Annotated in this window: 12 protein-coding genes; 5 read left to right on the top strand and 7 right to left on the bottom strand. The window is 39.5% G+C overall.

The annotated features are described in order from the left end of the window. Positions 1-103: 103 nt before the first annotated feature. From MST18_RS13110 to MST18_RS13090, 5 genes are all read left to right on the top strand, one after another. Positions 104-1,918, top strand: coding sequence for a tetratricopeptide repeat protein (locus tag MST18_RS13110; protein ID WP_180132676.1), 1,815 nt, complete (start codon positions 104-106; stop codon positions 1,916-1,918). Between the two features lie 236 nt (positions 1,919-2,154). Then, positions 2,155-4,773 carry a type VI secretion system Vgr family protein gene (locus tag MST18_RS13105; RefSeq protein WP_180132675.1) on the top strand — a complete coding sequence of 873 codons (2,619 nt, stop codon included), beginning with the start codon at positions 2,155-2,157 and terminating at the stop codon, positions 4,771-4,773. Beyond that, positions 4,773-5,627 carry a hypothetical protein gene (locus MST18_RS13100; RefSeq protein WP_180132674.1) on the top strand — a complete coding sequence of 285 codons (855 nt, stop codon included), beginning with the start codon at positions 4,773-4,775 and terminating at the stop codon, positions 5,625-5,627. The genes MST18_RS13105 and MST18_RS13100 overlap by 1 nt, the downstream gene beginning before the upstream one ends. Then, positions 5,617-8,595: a toxin VasX gene (locus MST18_RS13095; RefSeq protein WP_180132673.1), complete on the top strand. Its 2,979-nt coding sequence runs from the start codon at positions 5,617-5,619 to the stop codon at positions 8,593-8,595. Before MST18_RS13100 ends, MST18_RS13095 begins: the two co-directional genes overlap by 11 nt. 1 nt (position 8,596) lies before the next feature. After that, complete coding sequence (locus MST18_RS13090) at positions 8,597-9,586, top strand: hypothetical protein (protein ID WP_180132672.1); 990 nt, start codon at positions 8,597-8,599, stop codon at positions 9,584-9,586. A 30-nt stretch (positions 9,587-9,616) separates the two neighbouring features. Here MST18_RS13090 and MST18_RS13085 read toward each other — a convergent pair whose 3' ends face one another. The 7 genes from MST18_RS13085 to MST18_RS13055 form a co-directional block, all read right to left on the bottom strand. Next, positions 9,617-11,020, bottom strand: a complete 1,404-nt coding sequence (locus tag MST18_RS13085) for an efflux transporter outer membrane subunit (RefSeq protein ID WP_180132671.1) — start codon at positions 11,018-11,020, stop codon at positions 9,617-9,619. 10 nt (positions 11,021-11,030) lie between these two features. Continuing rightward, a complete protein-coding gene (locus MST18_RS13080) occupies positions 11,031-13,010 on the bottom strand; it encodes a MacB family efflux pump subunit (protein ID WP_180132670.1) in 1,980 nt (659 codons plus the stop codon). Positions 13,011-13,012: 2 nt separating this feature from the next. Continuing rightward, the gene (locus MST18_RS13075) at positions 13,013-14,365 is read right to left on the bottom strand and encodes a MacA family efflux pump subunit (RefSeq protein ID WP_180132669.1); all 1,353 of its coding nucleotides are present in this window, start codon (positions 14,363-14,365) and stop codon (positions 13,013-13,015) included. A 136-nt stretch (positions 14,366-14,501) separates the two neighbouring features. After that, entirely contained in the window at positions 14,502-15,485 is a 984-nt protein-coding gene (holA, locus tag MST18_RS13070; RefSeq protein ID WP_180109003.1) for a DNA polymerase III subunit delta, read from the bottom strand. 9 nt (positions 15,486-15,494) lie between these two features. Next, complete coding sequence (gene lptE, locus MST18_RS13065; RefSeq protein ID WP_078192675.1) at positions 15,495-16,028, bottom strand: LPS assembly lipoprotein LptE; 534 nt, start codon at positions 16,026-16,028, stop codon at positions 15,495-15,497. Positions 16,029-16,225: 197 nt separating this feature from the next. Beyond that, on the bottom strand, positions 16,226-18,847 hold the full coding sequence (gene leuS / locus MST18_RS13060; protein ID WP_180132668.1) for a leucine--tRNA ligase: 2,622 nt from the start codon (positions 18,845-18,847) through the stop codon (positions 16,226-16,228). Between the two features lie 127 nt (positions 18,848-18,974). Beyond that, positions 18,975-19,316, bottom strand: a complete 342-nt coding sequence (locus MST18_RS13055) for a DUF4124 domain-containing protein (protein ID WP_257227485.1) — start codon at positions 19,314-19,316, stop codon at positions 18,975-18,977. Positions 19,317-19,947 lie beyond the last annotated feature (631 nt).

Here is a 19,947-nt window from a genome sequence, read left to right as displayed (position 1 = left end):
TTTTGAAAAAAATAAAGCACCGAATTCGGTGCTTTTTTTGTATATAGAATTAAAATCAGACACAATGTTGGAATAATTAAAATATTGATTTTTTGGGGCGAGTATGTGGTTTTTACTGATACTAATTTTGGGGATGGGAGCACTTGCGTTTTGGATGTGGAAAAGACCCGATCCAGTAAAACGCGATCAGGCTAAAGCGGTTGGGCATGACTTGTGGATAGACCAATTAGATGCACAGCTGAAATTTGCAGAACGTTTAATGCTTGATGCACCAACCGACTATGCGCGTGCCTATGAGTTGTATCAAAATTTGGCCAAACAGCATGAAATTCCACAGGCCTATGTCGCTATGGGACAGATGCATTTACAAGGTTTAGGCCGAGAAGTCAGTGTGGAAAATGCGCTGGCTTTATTGGAAAAAGCCAATAGTTTAGGCAGCGATGATGCTGCATATGTATTGGGGCAAGTTGAAGAAGGTATCTATGGCGGTGTACCCAATCTTGAAAAAGCGCAGTATTGGTATCGACATGCGATTTCACGCGGTCATTTGGATGCGCAATATCGACTCGCCGAATTAAATCCAGAAGATCAGACACATGCCGAGCAGCAACATTTAGATTTGTTGCAAAAAAATGCGGACAATGGACATGCCAATTCACAGTATCAATTGGCACAGTTCTATTTAAAACAAGCCACGCCAAATATTGCTCTGGGATTGGAATATTTACTGAAAGCTGCCCAACAAGATCATATGGCGGCTATTCAGCAATTGCAGCAGTTCTATGCTCAAGGAAAGTATCTTGCGCAAAATGATAAAAAGTCATTGCAATATTTAAAGCGAGGATTGCTACTCGGGCACCAGCAGCAGTTGTATGAATATTATCAAGCAGTATTGATGGGTAGAATCGATGTCGATCAGCGTCAGCGGGTTTATCATGATCTTTTGCAGCAGGCCAAAGAGCACAAAGTTGCTGCAGCCAGCCGATTATTAGGTATTGCACATTTTCATGGTTGGTACTTGGAGAAGCAGGAAACTTTAGGTTTTCGCTTTCTGACCGAAGCTGCTCAACTTAAAGATGCTGAAGCGATTAGTCTTATTGCCGCACTGTATTTTGAAAAGTATTTGGTTCGTGATGATCCGCAAAAAGCATTTGAGTTATATCAAACAGCGTATCAATTCAAACCATTATTCATTAACCAAGTTGGTTTGGCCCTATGCAATCTACATGGGGTCGGTGTTGAGCGAAATATCAAGCAAGCGCAGCAACTTTTAGTTGAAGCGGCAAGACACTTAAATGATATGTCCATTACTTGTGTCGCCGATCAGAATTATGTGATTGGACGTTTTTATGCATTGCCAGAATATCCTTTACCACATCGTGATCAGTGTCTGAGTTATCTGGAAAAAGCCGCAGAACAAGGTTCGCAGGATGCTGCTTGGTATCTCTACCGTTTAGCCGTGGACAATATCTTGCCTGATCTACAGTTTGATGAAGCTCAAACCCAGCGAGCATTGTTGAAGGCGGCGAAATTAGGCCATCCTGATGCACTTACGCAACTAGGTCTAGTTAATTTAAAAGGACAATGGGGAACACAAGATTTCCAACAAGCGTTGCAGTATTTGTCGCAAGCGGCGGGATTAGGAAATGTGACTGCCTTGTACCAGCTTGGTGAAATGTCAGAACATGGTTTAGGTGTACAGCAAGATTTAACCCAAGCACATAGCTATTATGCACAAGCGGCTCAGGGGATGAATGCTGCGGCGTTAACGCGATTGGGCTATTTATATATTCATGGCATGGGCGTAGAGCGTGATCTTAAAATTGCACAGCAATATTTGGAAAAAGCGGCCTTGCAAGGCTATGTCGAAGCACAAGAACAATTGGAGAATATTCACGCATTTTTAAATGCCAATTAATCGTGATGCAAGGCAGTAAGGTGGTATGAAGAGACCTGAAGTTTAGTTTGATGGTCTCTATATTTTTTTAATGCAGAAATAAATAGAGTAAAAATAACATAAAGAATTGATGTGAAAATTTGAATTTTTACTTACATAAAACCCAACAAAGCAGGCAGTTTATGCCTAGAAAAATATGAGTTTTTTTGATTAAATACCCCGCATATTTTATAAAAATCTGATTTTAGATAATAACGATGCTGAACAATATTTATTCTGCACTTGAGAAATTGGGCATTAGTCCACAAAAACGTGCCTTGCATATTCAATTTTCCAATACCACGCTGAATGAACAAGTATTCTTGCAACGTATTGATGGGGAACATGCCTTAAGTGAAGGTTTGAATGTTCAGCTCATCTGTCTCTCAACTTCTGCCACGCTCGAACTGAAACAATTTATTGGCACGCAAGTCGCAATCGATCAGGTGACCGATGCTGGACAACTTTTCCGTATTACCGGGATCATTACAGAAGCATTTCAAGGCCAAAGTGATGGTGCATTAACGCTATATAAGTTGACCTTAGAAGATGCAACAGCACTATGGCATAAGCGTCGTAATAGCCGTGTGTTTATGAATAAATCGGTCAAAGATGTGGTCGAGATTATTTTTAAGGAATGGCAAAAAAAGAGCCCACTTTTTGCAGCGAGCTTAAGTTTGGACTTAAGTGGCTTAAAAAAAGAGTATGACGTTCGACCATTCATGATGCAAAGTAATGAAACCGACTATGATTTTATTACTCGCTTACTACGCAGTGAAGGCATTCATTGGTTGGTTGATGAAGCTCAATCTTTTGTAACATCGTCTGTGACACCCATAGCAGCTCAAAAGCTACGTTTGATTGATAATAATAGTCAATATCAAGCTTTGGAGCGACGTAATATCCGTTTTCATCGCAGTAGTGCGACTGAAAAAAATGACAGTATGACCAGTTTTATCGGTCAGCGCAGTCTGCAACCAACGTCGGTACATGTACAACGATGGCAAGCGGATGTGCTTGAACAGGACGAGGGTGGTGGTGCAGTACAAAGCAAGCATCTACATAGTCAAAATCAAAATAATGCGAGCTTAAGTTTAGAGCAGGCATGGCATGTGAGCCCTGCCTGGATACAAGATCTGAATGGTGAAGATGCTGCAACAGCTTCTAATAGTGCTCAAGTTGAACGTCTCAATCAAAATTTTAGTGATTATTATGCGGCTCAAGCCAAACAATTTATTGCTAAAAGTACCGTGCGTGATACACAAGTTGGTTACTGGTTCAAATTGGATGAGCATCCAGAGATTGACCAGCATCGTGGTGCCGATCAAGAATTTTTGATTTTATCCAAGTCTTTTTATAACCAAAATAATTTACCCAAAGACTTAACCGATCAAGTTACACAACTGATCCATCAAAGTCAGTGGCAAGTCAAACAAAGCGAGGCGGATGAACGCCAAGCCAATACCTTGGCTTTGCAACGTCGAAATATAACGACCGTCCCTGAATTTAATCCGCTCACACATCGACCAGTAACACATCCACAGCGTGCTAAAGTTGTGGGTCCTGCTGGTGAAGAAATCCATGTGGATGAATGGGGACGGATAAAAGTCCGTTTCCTATTTACCCGTTCCGATGATCATGGTCATGATGGCGGTGCAGGTGCGAACAATAATGACACAGACTCGGCTTGGGTCGATGTACTGACCCCTTGGGCCGGCGAAGGCTATGGAGCGCGCTTCTTACCTCGAGTTGGTGAAATAGTTGTCGTTGATTTCTTTGATGGCAACATTGACCGACCTTTTGTCGTGGGTCGTATTCATGAAGCGCAGCGTAGTCCCACTAAATTTGACAATAAAGGACAATTACCAGATACCAAAAAACTCGCGGGAATTCGTTCTAAAGAAGTGGCGGGAGAGGGATTTGGTCAATTACGCTTTGATGACACCACGGGACAAATTAGTACGCAGTTGCAAAGTAGCCATGGTGCAACACAACTGAATTTAGGTCATTTAAGTCATCCTAAAGAAAAGGCTGAGAGTGAAAGTCGGGGTGAAGGTTTTGAGCTGCGGACCGATCAATGGGGGGCAGTACGAGCTGGACAAGGTTTGTTGGTGTCGACACATCAGCAAGCACAGGCAGGTGGGGTGCATTTAGCGAGCAATGAAGCCCATACTCAAATTGAAAGCGCATTGAATAATGCTAAAGGGCTGAGTGATGTAGCGAAAAACCAACAGACCGACCCGCTTGAAGTATTGGAGAGTCTTCAAGCCTTTATTAAGGTGTTAAGTCAGGATGATCAGCAAAAAGCTGCCGAGTTTAAATCGGCCATTATGGTCTTGGCCTCACCCAATTCGATTGCTTTAAGCAGTAATGAAGATATGCATGTATCTGCAAATGGTCAAATCAGCCAAACTGCAGGCGATAGTATGAATATTTCCACACAAAAATCCTTAATTGGCCATGCAGGTAAAAAAATCAGTTTATTTGCAGCACAAGATGGTTTACGTGCATTTGCTGGCAAAGGAAAAGTTGAAATTAAGGCACAGTGCGATGGCTTGGATCTGATTGCACGTAAGGGCATTCAGATTATTTCAACCGAAGATACGGTATATATCACCAGCCCTAAAGAGATTAATTTAACTGCGGGTGGTTCGCAGATCAAACTAAATGCTTCAGGTGTATTTCCAACCACAAGTGGAAAATTTGAGGCGAAAGCGGGGCAGCATAAATTCATACCTGGTCAAAAAATTATTAAAGAAATACCTCAGTTACCTATTTGTAAAATGAGGGTTGCCGGTGCTGCAGCAAAAGGTGATGCAGCGGTGGAGTTGGGTTAATGTTTTTAAATTCATATGAACCCATGGACGAAATTGAATTTGATTATGCAATAATTGATCTTAACTTAAATGCCGATTATTTTTCAGATGTAAAGGATAAATTAATTTCACTTGCACCAGATTATGCAAAAAAAACTGAAAACTCTTTTCCTTATTTATTGAGAATAAATCAGTTGGATTCTGTTTTTTATAATAAAATAAAAGAGTCTGATAAGGTGAAAGTAAAACAAGGTATTAATCCATTTTTTTTGTTTATGTTTAAAAGTATTCCCACTAGAGAGCCCGATATTTTTAATCATTTAAAAAACATATTGGTTTATGTTAGGAATGAAAAAAAATATTTATATCGTTATTATGATCCACGTGTGTGGATGTTATTAAATTTTTTTGAATCAACAGACTTTTTTGAAATCAATAAGTATTTTAGAAATATAAAAATTGGTTTTATGGGGGATTATTTTTTCTTTGAGAATAAAGCTAAAAATGCTGTAACATCTTCTATAGATTTTGCGTTTGTAGATGAAGTTAGTATGTGTAACAATGTTTTGATTTTATTGAATGAAGATATTGGATTTGAAAGGTATATTGAGAAAATAACTAAAATATTTTTTTATATAAAATTTTGTAAAAAAAATAATGTAAAAAACAAGAAGGATATAGTTTCTATTGTGTTTCACACTCTATTGCTTGGTGATGAGTATGTGAATACTAGATTTTTTAGAAAAATGAAAAATTCAATAAAAGGTTATGAGACGGAGAGTAAGTTACTTTCAAGTAAAGAATGGATGATTTTTTTTGATGAATATAAAGTTTTTGATAATGATTTAAGAAGTAAGGTGATGTATGACTACTGATAAATGCCCATACTGTGAAAGAGAGCAAGGTTTAAGAGTTTTTTTAAATCGATATATTTTAAGTAAAAATTTAGATGATAAATCTGAAATTAGTAATTTAAATAATTTGGAACAAGAGCGGTCTGTTATAAGAGAAATTATGTATGGCTTTGAAAGTGATGAAATTTCATCGGAATTAAAAAAGCCTACTAATCTTCCAAATAATATAATAAAAATGGAAACTATAAGTACTACGGTGTCAGGGAAAAGCAAAAATTTTTATAAAAATATATATGGTGATAAAAATGTTAAAGGATATGGTTTTAAAGGTAGTGTTTTAAGGAAAGGATATTTATATGTCTATATGGAACATATGGGGATAAGTGGTTGGCAGGAGTATGAAGTTTCAGATTCGGGGTTTTTAAAGCGAATAAATAATTTAAATTTTTTTAAAGTGGATAGTGAATTTAAAAGTGAAATTAAACAACAAAATGAACCTTGTTCACTTATTTCTCATAGAGCGGAATCACTCACGATAGTGGTACCAAAAGCATTAGATGCTTCTAATGTTTATTTTAAATACTCGGAATCACAATGGTCTAAGAAAACAAGAGAAAAAAATAGTAAAAATTATAAAAAAAATATGAATGTATTTAATGTGCCAGATTTTTTAAATGGTATGGAAAAACAAGGTGTTTTCCCAATTAGTTCCGGTATTACAAGTTTTTGCGTAGATAAATTAAGTGAAATTAATAAAGATGAAGTAGATGAAAAAGTAAGTTATTTAAATATTAATACTGTTGCGGGTAATGTATCAAAAAACATACAGGATATTAAATCGGCTTTATCATATTTGGCAGGTAAGGATTTAGAATATATTTTAAATGAGATGCCAGATCCAGATTCAGGTGAATTAAGTTCAAGTGACTATATTGAGAAAAAAAATGATCAATTAAAATCTGTGTTGTTATCTTCATCGATCAGTTTGTCAAATGTAAATGTGGAAGAAAAAGAAAATAACCCAGCACATACAAAAAGTATTTTTCAAAGTTATACGGAGGAAGAATTAAAACTTGCATTGAATGACGAGAAAAAAATGAGAATGTTGTTTGGTGCATTAGTAACTATTGATGATCCTGTAGGTATTGTGATGGACATTGGATCAAATATAGCAGATGTCTTAATGAGTGATTCTACATATACTGATTTAGAAAAAACTGCACATACATTAGAAATATTGAAATCTAATTTCGGTATAAATGATGATCCATATTATAATATTGATGAAATTCAAGAACAAATAAAAGCTAAAGAATTGAATTTAGCTTTAAACCCATATGGAGTTATTCCATCAGATTTTATGCAGGAGAAATGGGATGCAGAAAAATCTGAAGAGCAACTCTTAGCTGAAGAAAAGGAAAGAAAAAAGATACAACAAACGCGAAAAAATGAGGAATGGAATAATAAATATATTCAACACATCAATAGTCAAAAATTTGAAGAAAGTTTAAAAAGTTTACAGCAAAAAAAGAATGAGCAAGCGGCTATAGCTGATGCTCTAGATCAATTTGGATTAGAGTTTATTTCGAAGCCTTATTTGTCAGATCATTTTGCATTTAACTTTGAAAAAAATAATGTAATTGATTGTCTTACATTAGGTGAGTGTGTGAATTACATTCTAGAAAGTTGTAAAATTGGTCCACAAATGAATCAATATATGGGGAAATATTTATACAAAACAGAGGACAATAATAATTATTTTTTAAACTTTTTAGCGCTTAATTCAGATCAAATTAGGCAAAAAACTAACGCAAAAATCAATAAGCTTTTGTCAGAAAATCTAAATGGCGTAATAGCTACCCAGCCTTTTGGAGATTTAATTAATGCATTTAATGGTTATTTATCAAAAATAAAATCTGAAGATGTTAAATATACTTTATTGAGTAATATTGCGAGAGGTTTTTTAAATGTCACTGGATTACAACCACCGAATAATCAAAAGATAAACCCAATCGCACCGATGATGATTTCGATTTTTACACTTTCCGATATTGAATATGAACGTGTACATTTTAAAAGCTTGAGTGATTTTAATACAAAAATGCGACTCTATTATTCTTCGCATTTTAATTTGATAGGGCAACATAATAAAATTGGAGCCTATATTAAAGACAGTGAATGGAAACAGTTATATAAGTTGTTTGAAAAACAAAAATATATCGATATTCCAAAATTAGAAGTGAATAAGGATGTGCTGAATAAGTTACCCGCAGGACTAAGGACTGCTATCATCAAGCATGGAGAATTGTTAAAAGCAAAAAATAACGAAGTACGCGTTTCTGGTATTGCTCCAGATGCGATTGAAGAAAAACCAACAGCTGAATTTTTAAGATTTTTTGTGATGAAAGCAGGTATTGTAGGTTTACAATATTGGGCATATAAAACAACTTTCGATAACCCAAGCCTTGATAGTGCGCCAGTAGAAAAAAATGCCAGACGTAGTGCTGCCACTGTGGGTTTGTCTATGTCTATCGTTGAGGCATTTGGTGCGCTACTGAATAGTTCAAGTAAAGTGAAGGCAAGCTTAAAGTCTTTAAATACGTTTATTTTAGAGTTGACCACGGATAATAGAAGTATTATTAAAGGTTGGGTTTGGCGTGGTTTTGGATTGTTTGCAGGTTTAATTTTTGGTGGATTTGATGTTTATAATGGTTGGAGTGCGGCAAATAATGGTGAAAAAAGTTATGGTCGCTTTTTAATGGCGAGTGGTGGGTTAGTCATGTTAGGAAGTATAATGCTATTTTTCATTAATCCATTTGGATGGCTTGCTTTAATAGCGGGGATAGTTCTCTCTTTAATTGCATATTTTGTTAAGGAAAATGATATCAAATTATGGATACGAAAATGTTTATTATCAACGGATCAGAGTATTAAAAGGTTTGATACTATTCAGCAACAAATGTTGGGACTAAAGTCGGTATATCATTAAAATGAAAAGTAAAATCAAAAAACATGTCTTTGGCTATGATGTTTTTAAACAAGATGTTCCTTTTTCTCAATTAGAAGAAGGAGATATTTTACTGACGACAGACAATGATTCTAAAAGAAGTCATAATTGGTCAATCTTAAAAATGAATGATGATTTTATTGAACTAATTGATCAATCCTATGCACGACTTGGAAAGGCCATCAGCCCATTATTTCTCTCATTGCCAATTATTTTATTGGCTTTATATTTAGGGATATCTCCATTTTTTGATGATTATATTAATTTTGCTGAAACAGCTTTATTTGTGTTAATTGCTGTATTTATGATTTTTTTAATTCTCTACGCTTTTCTTAGCCCATATTTTAAATACGATCATAAACAACCTATTTGTAAGCCTGTTCTTTTTAATAGAAAAACAGGTAAAGTTTTTTTCTATATTAATGATCAAGAATATATAGAAAAAAAATGGACGGATGTGGTCTATATCATGGGTAGTAGTTTTGGGCTTTCTGGTATTCCTCTACGAGAACTTCGGGCACATATCGTTGAAGACGGCATATTGAAACATACCTTTGTGATTGGCTTTCCAATGATTGGAATATTCCGCACCCAAGGTTTATGGGCTTTTATTTGTCATTTTATGATGAAAGGACCAGAAGAGCTTTATCCGAAACCGCATCCTATGTATGGTACCATCGATCCGTTTACCCAACTAACCTATTGTCAAAAGGTCGTGGGTGCAAAAGAAAGTTGGAGAGATACATGGAAATCATTTCGAATCATTTATCATTATAATTGGGTTCCAGCTTTATTTGCTTATCCATTTGATGTGTGTAACTTTGTTGCACGAAGAATTTTACTGCATATCAAACCATTGCCCGTTTGGCATGAAGATGTAGTACGAAAAAACAAAATGGATTTAGAGCGCCCAGAGGAAGTCAGCGCAAAAGATAATTTTGAATTTACGATGTTTAAAATGATGGATAAATAAAAAGCCCCTCAGGGGCTTTTTTAATATAAATTAAGGTAACTGCTTAATCGGACTGCCACCCAACGCCTGCATTAAAGTTACATAAGCATTATATTGACTCTGTTTGGTTTGAACCAAAGACAGTCGCGCATTACGTGTGGTCTCCTGTGCATCAAGCAAGTTTTTCAACGCAATTGCACCATTTCGATAACGTACTTCAGTCAAACGCTCAGTCTTTTCTGCAAGCTGTACATTACGTTCTTGTAATGCAACTTGTTGGCTTAACTCAGTACGATTGGATAGCGCATTTTCCACATCGGCAAAAGCCTGATACAAGGTCTGACGATATTGAATAATAGATTTTTCATAATCTAAATCGCTAATCGCAAGGTCTTTCTTCATATCGTTATATTGCAAGAAAGGTAAACTTAAACTTGCGCCCAAAGCCAAAGCAGGGTTTTGTAATAAATTACTCAAAGAGGTACTACTCGAGCCTAAACTGCCAGTCAAACTAATTGAAGGGTAGTAACTCGCTTTCGTTGCATCTTTATTTGCCAAAGCTTTACGTAATCTTAACTCGCTTGCTTGTAAATCTGGACGGCGAGACAACAACTCGGCTGGTAAACCCGCTGCAATCGTCGGTAATGCAATTCGAGGTAAACGCTGCGGCTCTGAAATATCCAGTTGTTGCACAGGTTGATGTAATAACACAGCCAATGCAGTACGTGTTTCCACTTTTTGTTGGGCAATTTGGCTTAAGGTTGCTTTTTGACTTTGTACAGATTGTTCCGCTTGCGTTAGATCTAAACCTGATACGGCTCCAGCTTTATATTGCACCTTGACCAAGTCGTAGATTTTTTGCGTACTAGCCAAATTTTGCTGCGCAATACTGTAGCGCTCATTTAAATAGCCAAGTTGCCAATATAGGTTTGCTGTTGTTGCAATCAAGCTTTGGGCAGTGGCTTGCAGGTCTTGTTCAGTTGCTAAAGCTTCCCATTTTGCGGCCTCAGTCTGGCTAGCCAAACGACCAAATAAATCTACTTCGTAACTGACGCCACCACTGAGTGATACACCTTTTGAGGAATCATCACCTGAGTTAAGGTCAAAGTTATGTCCAGTTGAAACACTTGAACTAACGCGTGGCCCTTGCTGATTCTCAGCCAAACCAGCTTTTAGTCGAGCTTGCTGTAAATTAATACCTGCTACAGCAAGGTCTGTATTGGCAGCTAAAACTTGATTCACCAACTGGTTTAATTGAGCATCATTAAACAATGTCCACCATTGGTCAGCATAAGTATCTGCATGTACTTGCTGACTCATGGCTTTCGCATTTTGAAATTGCGTCGGGATTTGTGTTGCAGGAGCTTCATACGGGGTCTTAACCACAGCGGCACAGCCGACTAAGCTACTTCCGAGAATGAAGGCACTTGCAAGTTTAGTTAAGGTCATTTGCATCATTATTTCCTTATTCGCGAGAAAGCGCATCGACAGGGTTAAGCTGTGCGGCATTACGTGCAGGAATAAAGCCAAACACAATACCAATCATACTTGAGCAGACAAATGCAGCAACGATAGACGTTGTTGAATAGGCCATTTGGAATGTTCCACCGGCAAAATGACTAATCAATTGTCCAATACCTAAAGATAATAAAACCCCAAGCACACCGCCTAAGATACACACCAACACCGCCTCAATCAGGAACTGTTGCAGAATGTCACTTTGACGGGCACCCACGGCCATACGTACACCAATTTCTTGAGTACGCTCAGTCACAGAAACCAACATAATGTTCATGACTCCGATACCACCTACGATCAATGAAATCACCGCAATCGCTGAAACTAGTAAAGTCATTGTTGCAGTGGTTTGTTGAATGGTTTCACGGATACTATCAGAGTTTTGTGTAAAGACATCTTGCGCGCCATGACGTTGCACCAACAAGTTCAATATGGCGTTCTCAGCCGCAGCACTTGGGTATTCATCTTTTACGCGGACAATGATGCTGCGTACATTCGACTGACCTAACATACGACTCATGACCGTTGAATAGGGCAAATACACATTCAGGCTATCTGAGTTACCCATCATGCTTTTTTGTTCTTCGATCACGCCAATGATACGGCTCGGCACACTGCCTAATAAAATGACTTGACCCACAGGGTTGGTGCCATCGGCAAAGAAGGTATTTTTAGTATTACTATCAATCACCACATCTTGCGCTTGCTCAGTCACGCTTTCTTTATCAAAAGGCTGACCCGAAGCGAAGTTCATTCCTTTGACATAGAAGAAATCTTCACTCACGCCATTCACTGTGGTCGACGCTTCTGTATCTTTAAAACGTGCTGTAACAGATGAATTAACCGAAGGACTAACGCCATCGACATAAGGTTGCTCAGCAAGGGCTGTCGCATCGGCTGGAACCAATGTTTTTACTTGGGAGGATCTGGAATTATCACCAAAGCCTCGACCTTGATACACCGTGATGGTATTGGTACCTAAACTGCTGATATTTTCTAAAATTTGCTTTTGTGAACCATTCCCAAGAGCCACAACAGAAACCACAGAAGCGATACCAATAATGATCCCGAGCATGGTTAAAAATGTACGCATCCGGTGTGCATTCATGGCAAGGATCGCCATACGGAAGGCTTCACCAAGGCGGTCAACGGCTGAGCGCCAGCTCGAGGTTTTTTTCTGGGTATTTGGAACGAGTTGTTGCTTTTCTAAAGGTTCATCATCTGTTTCAGGTACATTGGGCAGATCTGAGATGATATTACCGTCAGAAATTTCAATAATTCGAGTCGCATTTTTTGCAACATTATGGTCGTGCGTGACCAAAATAATGGTATGACCTTTGGCATTGAGTTCGCGCAAAATCCGCATCACTTCAATACCACTATTCTTATCCAATGCACCGGTGGGTTCATCGGCAAGAATAACATCGCCACCATTCATGAGGGCACGCGCAATCGACACACGTTGTTGCTGACCACCCGAGAGTTGGCTCGGACGGTTTTGGGTTTTTTCACCCAGTCCTAAGTCAGTCAGCAGTTGCTTGGCACGTGCATTGCGTTCGGTTGCATCTGCACCGGCATAGATTGCAGGAACTTCGACGTTACCTGCAGCATTCAAATCACCGAGTAAGTGATAGCGTTGGAAAATAAAGCCAAAATATTCACGGCGTAACTGTGCCAGTTCATCTGGTTCAAGTTCACGGGTTTCACGCCCTTTGACTTTGTAGCTGCCATTGGTTGGCTTATCAAGGCACCCCAAAATGTTCATTAGGGTTGATTTACCAGAACCGGACTGACCTACAATCGCCACCAGTTCACCTGGGTAAATCTCAAGATTGACCCCTTTTAGAATCTGGACTGTGCTTTCACCAGCAGGGAATTCACGAGTCAGATTCTTGACCTCGAGTAGAGGCGTCTGATTTCGACTCATCATTACATTCTCATTGGGCCGCCAGCACCACCACGGTTGCTGCGTTTCGCTGAATCATTAGAGGTATCTGAACCGTCGGCAATCACGACTTTGTCACCCTGTTTTAAGCCACGGATCACTTGTGCGGTCACACGGTTATTTAAACCGAGTAATACCTGTTGTGGTTGAGCTGAACCATCGGCTTGTAGTACACGAACCATCGCAACACTGGCTTTACCTTGTTTGACCAATGCTTTTTCAGCTTCAGTCAGTTCTAAACGTTTAGGACGGTTTGGATTGTCTTTGTTCGATCTAGCTTCTGCGCTGGCTTTTTTATCAGCAGATTCACCATTTGCAGATGCATTATTACGGCTACGTTGTGGACGGTTCGAGGTTTGAACGGCTGCGGCAGGTACAGTCAAGACATTCTTGGCTTCATCTAAAATGATATACACCTGAGCAGTCATATCGATACGCAATTTACCGTCTTCATTTGGGACATCAAATAACGCATTGTAGTAAACCGCAGTACTTGAAGACGAAGAGGTGTTGTTGTTACTTTCGGTGTTAATTGAGTTTGGCGCAGGTTCAACTTGGCGCAGGGTAGCATAGTGTTTTGTTTCACTGTCGCCCAAGGTTGTAAAATAAACGTTTTGACCTTCTTGGACTTTCATCACATCGGCTTCAGAAATTTCAGCTTTAATGGTCATGGTGTCGAGTTTTGCCAATTTCACAATGGTTGGCGCACTTTGGTTGGCATTTACGGTTTGACCTTCTTCAGTCACAATCGCCACGATGGTTCCATCCATAGGTGCAACAATTTGCGTATAACCTAAGTCTTCTTTTGCAGTCGCTAAAGTTAAACGTGATTGTTCGATTTGTGCATTAATGGCTGCAATATCAGCTTGCGCAGTTTTATAACTTGCTAGCGCAGATTCAAGTTCTGCACGACTAGTCGCGTCTTGAGCGTACATTGCTTGTTGACGGTTATATTCAGCTTGGACTTTTGCAAGATTTGCTTGTTTAACTGCCAATTGCGCTTGTTGGTTTTTGATGCTGGCTTCTGCAGTTTTTAAATCATTTTCCTGACGTACCGAGTCAATACGGGCAATCAGCTGACCTTGTTTAACTTCATCGCCGAGCTGCACATACATCTTTTTCACCTGACCAGAAACCTGTGCACCAACACTCACCATTTTGGTTGCTTCAAGTACACCTGTTGCAAGCACAGTGTTTTCAATGTCACCACGACTCACTTCAGCAGTAATATATTGCGGCTGAGTTTCTTTAGGTTTTAGGAAATGCCATGCAGTGACAGCGATTGCCAAAGCAACGATGATGGCTACGATCAATTTTGCTGGTTTTATTTTTGGCATGATTGGCAGTTAAAAGTTTATAAAGATGAATGAATTATAAGATTTAAATACGGATAAATTGTGAACTTTTTGAACAAATAGTAATGATAATTATTCTTTTATACTGGAATGCAAGTTATTACAGCATTTTATTAGACTAGAAGAGTCTGCGCCCACACAAGCTGGCAATAGCTTGTTGTACCAAGTGCTCAGGATTTTCATGACCTAAACCTTTTATTGACGCGTCTAAACGAAGTAATAGGGCAGGCCAAGTCAAAAAATCGTTCGCATTTAAACGGCGTAACGCTTGTTGATACAGCCCGACTTTGGTTTTCCAAATACCGATTTGCAAGGCATTTTGTGGCTGCTCAAACAGTTGCATCAGCAAACGCATTTCCTTACTGATACTCCATAAAATCAGCGACATCGGCTCGCCTGAAGCGATTAAGTATTGAAAAATTTTAATTGATTGCGCCAAATTGCCTTGCAGCATGGCATCATTTAAATCATAGGTGGTATAGCGTGACTGATCTTGTAAGCAAGAGTACAGATGATCAATCTGAATCATCTCTGCTTCAGGAAAAGTATCTGCGACACGCATTAAACTATTTTTTGCCGCCAGTAAATTGTGCTCATGATGCTGTTCTAGCCATTGCCAAGCATCATTGGCGAGTTGAATGCCAAGCTTTTGTGCTTCAACGGCCAAAATTTGCTGACGATCTTTAGGGTAGTTTGCAGTCAGTGCAACATTGACTCCATTGGCATCAATGGTTTGGAAAAAACTGGTCTTTAAACTCGCACTGTCTTGCTTTGGCATGACCACGAGCAGCAAGTTGCTTTCATTTTGCTGCAAATAGCTTTTTAACAGTTTTAGTCCATTGGCATCGGGTTTAATGCTGCCATGTGCCTCAATTGCCAGTTGACTGGAAAATAATGACAAGCTATTTAAAGCATTAAAGACATTTTTCCAATCAGCAGCAGAGCTAATGTCATAACGTTGACGCTCGATTTCTCTAGCGTTCCAACTCTTACGAAATGCATCAAGGAGATTTTGTTCAAGTAATGGCTCTTGACCATGTAGCACCCAGGCACCTTGCGCTTCATCTACACGTTTTAATGCCTGAAGATAGTCAAGTTTCATAAATCAAAATTACTCAGCTTTGGTTGGTGCAGTTAGTGGGTTTGCTTTCGGTAAGCGGTTTGATGAAATTTGGCGCACGATCTGTTGTGCAATGTCATCAATAATCACTTGTTTTAAATATTTTTCTTCTTGGTCATCGGTGTTCACGGTTGCAACGTCGTATTGGTAGCTACGTGTTGCCATCAATGTACGGGGTTCAGTTACAGGATTGCCTTGAGCATCTTCAATTTGGAACGTCACGTTCAAGCGCAGTAAAGTTTCAACCAATTTACCATTGAGTTCTAAACGACGTGGAGTGTAATCCAACACATGTAAGACATAGGCATTTTGATTATTACTCAGTTGCACACCCGCAGAACCTAAATAAATCGCTAACTTTTCATGTAAGTCATCCGTATCTTCAGGAAGTGCCAATCGCATATTGGAATAGGCTACAGGTACAGCAGCAGGGTTGGTGCCTTTTAAATGAAAACCACAACCGACCATGCCTGCGCTCAGGCCCATAGTTAATACAATTGCAGCAACACGTTGAACCAAGTGCATAAAGTGTCCTCTGTTTCCCGAAGGGATAATGTTGAAATCCTGTGTGGATTGTAAAGTCAAAGCCCGTTGACTGGCAACGGGCTTTGTTTGGGAATTGTGAAATCCTTTTGTTCCCTCTCCTCATAGGAGAGGGTTAGGGAGAGGTTAATTACCCTCATCCCAACCTTCTCCCAAAGGGAGAAGGAAATATAAGGAATTTAAACCACCAAGTTCACTAATTTATTCGGCACCACAATTTCTTTCTTGGTTGGACCAGTCAAGAATTGCTGAACTTCAGGTAATGCTTTTGCTTGTGCCAAAATGTCATCTTTAGAGGCATCGACAGACACTTCTAATTTGCCACGAAGTTTACCGTTCACTTGCACTACAATCGTTTGTGTATTGCGAGTCAGCGCAGATTCATCTACCGCAGGGAAGCGTGCTGATGTTAATTCGATACCAAACTCAGCCAATAAGGTTTGGCTTAAATGTGGTGCAAACGGAGCAAGTAAAGTTAGAAGGGTAATGATTGATTCACGTGCAACGGCAACGTCATTGTCATCTTTGGCTTCAAACTTATTGTTTGCATTCAAAAGTTCCATCATCGCAGCAATCGCGGTGTTGAAGGCATGACGACGTGCAATGTCATCACCCACTTTTTGAATGGTTTCGTGTGTTTTACGACGTAAGTCTTGTGCAGCGGTAGAAAGTGTCGCTTTGTCGATGTTTACAGCAGAGTTGCCTTGTTCAAGGAAACCTGTTGCTAGGCGCCATACACGTTTTAAGAAACGGTTTGCACCTTCAACACCAGCGTCAGACCATTCTAGTGATTGATCTGGTGGTGCAGCGAACATCATGAATACACGTGCAGTATCTGCGCCGTATTGATCAATAATCGCTTGCGGGTCGATACCGTTATTTTTCGATTTCGACATTTTCTCTTGACCGCCAACGATCACGTCTTGACCATCTTCTTTGTATTTCGCAGAAGTGATACGACCTTTTTCGTCTTTTTCAAGTTCGATGTCAGCAGGGTTAAACCAAGTCTTCTTACCTGAATCAGCTTCACGGTAGTAGGTATCCGCAAGCACCATACCTTGAGTAAGCAAGTTGGTGAATGGCTCGTTACCTTGAACGACGCCTTCATCACGCATCAATTTGTGGAAGAAGCGTGCATAGAGTAAGTGCAGAATCGCATGTTCAACACCACCGATGTATTGGTTCACAGGAAGCCAAGTTTGACCCGCTTCAGGTTTCACCATGCCATCCGTAAAGTCTGGAGATGCGTAACGCGCATAGTACCAAGACGATTCTACAAAGGTATCTAGCGTATCTGTTTCACGACGAGCGTCGCCACCACAGCATGGACAAGTTGTTTCGTAGAATTCAGGCATTTTGTTTAGTGGGTTGCCTGAACCATCCGGCACCACGTCCGTTGGCAATACAACTGGAAGCTGTTCTTCAGGTACTGGAACCTGACCACATTTTTCACAGTTGATCATAGGAATTGGACAACCCCAATAACGCTGACGAGAAACACCCCAGTCACGTAAACGGAATTGAACTTTTACATTTGCAAGCTTTTGAGGCTCAAGTTTTGCAAGGAATGCATCGAATGCGCCTTGGAAATCTAAACCGTCAAATTCGCCTGAATTCACCAGTTTGCCTTCTTTAGAACCGTACCATTCTTGCCAAGTGGTTGCGTCAAAGTCTGCATCGTCTGCACCTTTGGCATCAATCACTTGCTTGATGGTTAAGCCATATTTGTTGGCAAATTCGAAGTCACGTTCATCGTGTGAAGGCACTGCCATCACCGCACCTGAACCGTAAGACATCAAGACGTAGTTTGCGATCCAAACAGGAACTTCTTCACCTGTAACTGGGTGCTTAACTGACAAACCTGTTGCCATGCCTTTCTTTTCAGCAGTCGCAAGGTCTGCTTCAGCAACAGAACCCATACGGCATTCTTCAATAAATGCAGTAAGCTCTGGATTGTTTTCCGCAGCTTTAAGTGCCATTGGGTGCTCTGCTGCAACTGCAACATAAGTCACACCCATGAGTGTGTCAGCACGAGTGGTAAATACAGTTAAACCATCTGCATAAACGTCTGGATTCGCTGAAGGGAAGGTAATTTCCATACCCTGTGAGCGACCAATCCAGTTACGTTGCATGGTTAAAACTTGCTGTGGCCAGCCGTCTTTTAATGTTTCTAAATCGTCAAGTAATTCTTGCGCATAGTCAGTGATGCGGAAGTAGTACATTGGAATATCACGTTTTTCGACCAATGCACCAGAACGCCAGCCACGACCATTTTCAACTTGTTCGTTTGCTAAAACAGTTTGGTCTACTGGGTCCCAGTTCACTGTTGAAAGCTTACGGTAAATTAAACCTTTTTTATAAAGCTGTACGAATAACCATTGTTCCCAGCGGTAGTATTCAGGTGTGCAAGTTGCAAATTCACGATCCCAATCTACAGAAAGACCTAACTTTTTAAGCTGATTACGCATGTAATCAATGTTTTCAAAAGTCCATTTTGCAGGAGCGACTTGATGTGCAATTGCCGCGTTTTCAGCAGGCAAACCGAAAGCATCCCAACCCATGGGTTGTAGCACAGTTTCACCTTGTAAACGGTGGAAACGGCTGATCACATCACCAATGGTGTAGTTACGCACATGACCCATATGCAGTTTGCCACTTGGATAAGGGAACATAGAGAGGATATAACGACGTGGTCCTTCTACTTGGTCGGCAACTTTAAAGGCTTTGCGATTTTCCCAGTCTTGTTGGACTGTAGGTTCAATCGCACTGGCTTGATATTCAGGGTCAATGTGAGTAGTCATAAACGTAAATAGAAATAACGGTTAAAAAGTTTGTGCTACAGCATAGCGCAAAATACGCCTAGAGTGAATTTTGCGATGCTGTGTAGATGTAAATAATTTAAGTCAAAATTGAAGGCTTTGGCGTAAATTATTGTGGTGCGGAGGCTACGGCTTGACCTTGGCGGAGCGCTGCATTGGCTTCGCGTTGTTGTTCCGCTAGTTGCTCATTTTGTTCATTCGACTGTTCGGCTTCACGTGAAACCTCTTCTTGGTTTTTTGCTGGAGTTGATTGCGTAGTCGTTGTTGCACCATAGGTATTCACTTTACCTTTACGCTGCGCATTTTTTGGCGGTGGCGTGGTGGTGTAATGCGTTGAACCTTTTGCATCCACCCACTTGTAATATTCTTTCGCTGAAAGGTCCAAACTGGTCAGGCAAAATGCCATGCTAGATAAAATACAGGCAGTGCGAGCAATCGTCTTCTTCATCATAAATTCAGTCCCATAGTTAGAGTGATCATGCAAAATTATGCTGAAAATTTTGCGCTTTTTTGACAGTAGAATCTATGCATTTTTTAGCACAAAGGATAAAAGGGACATCGCGTGGGATGAATAACTTTGTGAATGATGAATTGTGGAATTAATAAGCAATCAAAATATTGTGTTTTTATCATTTAATCCATGCCTTAAGTTGAAAGTGAGGCAATTGAATTAAAAACCCACAGCAATTCATTTAATTTATTTATTAGATTTATAAAAGTATTTTATTAAATACATGCTAACTGGTTATAAATAAACAAACTACAAAGAATGCAAAGAACGGGAGTGTGCTTAAAAAACAAACGGTCTGTAAGTAATCAGAAAAAAGCCCATTTTTAAACTTGACTTTAATGGTTGAAACTACAAAAATGCTGTCTTTAGTTTTATATGCCTTAGATCGATCACCCTTCGAATGAGTGCATTTTAGCAATGGACTTCTTCTCTAGCCGAGAGGTTGAACAAAGCCAACAAAATATGTTTATCCCAACATGTTTTAGACCCCATATTGCTCAAACAGCAAGCAGGTCAGATTTTTTTCTTATTGCTATGAAAACTATGAAATTTGTGTGCTATAACAGAGCAC

The organism is Acinetobacter sp. YH12068_T (genome assembly GCF_024606005.1).
Classification (GTDB): Bacteria; Pseudomonadota; Gammaproteobacteria; order Pseudomonadales; family Moraxellaceae; genus Acinetobacter; species Acinetobacter amyesii.
Note: the sequence above shows the minus strand (reverse complement) of the source record. Positions and strands in the feature narration are given on the sequence as shown.

Bases quoted from the DNA above. Each gene is read 5' to 3' on its own strand.
- MST18_RS13075 (WP_180132669.1), bottom strand. From the start codon at position 14,365: ATGCCAAAAATAAAACCAGCAAAATTGATCGTAGCCATCATCGTTGCT.
- leuS (WP_180132668.1), bottom strand. From the start codon at position 18,847: ATGACTACTCACATTGACCCTGAATATCAAGCCAGTGCGATTGAACCT.
- MST18_RS13085 (WP_180132671.1), bottom strand. From the start codon at position 11,020: ATGCAAATGACCTTAACTAAACTTGCAAGTGCCTTCATTCTCGGAAGT.
- MST18_RS13095 (WP_180132673.1), top strand. From the start codon at position 5,617: ATGACTACTGATAAATGCCCATACTGTGAAAGAGAGCAAGGTTTAAGA.
- MST18_RS13090 (WP_180132672.1), top strand. From the start codon at position 8,597: ATGAAAAGTAAAATCAAAAAACATGTCTTTGGCTATGATGTTTTTAAA.
- holA (WP_180109003.1), bottom strand. From the start codon at position 15,485: ATGAAACTTGACTATCTTCAGGCATTAAAACGTGTAGATGAAGCGCAA.
- MST18_RS13080 (WP_180132670.1), bottom strand. From the start codon at position 13,010: ATGAGTCGAAATCAGACGCCTCTACTCGAGGTCAAGAATCTGACTCGT.
- MST18_RS13110 (WP_180132676.1), top strand. From the start codon at position 104: ATGTGGTTTTTACTGATACTAATTTTGGGGATGGGAGCACTTGCGTTT.
- MST18_RS13100 (WP_180132674.1), top strand. From the start codon at position 4,773: ATGTTTTTAAATTCATATGAACCCATGGACGAAATTGAATTTGATTAT.
- MST18_RS13105 (WP_180132675.1), top strand. From the start codon at position 2,155: ATGCTGAACAATATTTATTCTGCACTTGAGAAATTGGGCATTAGTCCA.
- MST18_RS13055 (WP_257227485.1), bottom strand. From the start codon at position 19,316: ATGATGAAGAAGACGATTGCTCGCACTGCCTGTATTTTATCTAGCATG.
- lptE (WP_078192675.1), bottom strand. From the start codon at position 16,028: ATGCACTTGGTTCAACGTGTTGCTGCAATTGTATTAACTATGGGCCTG.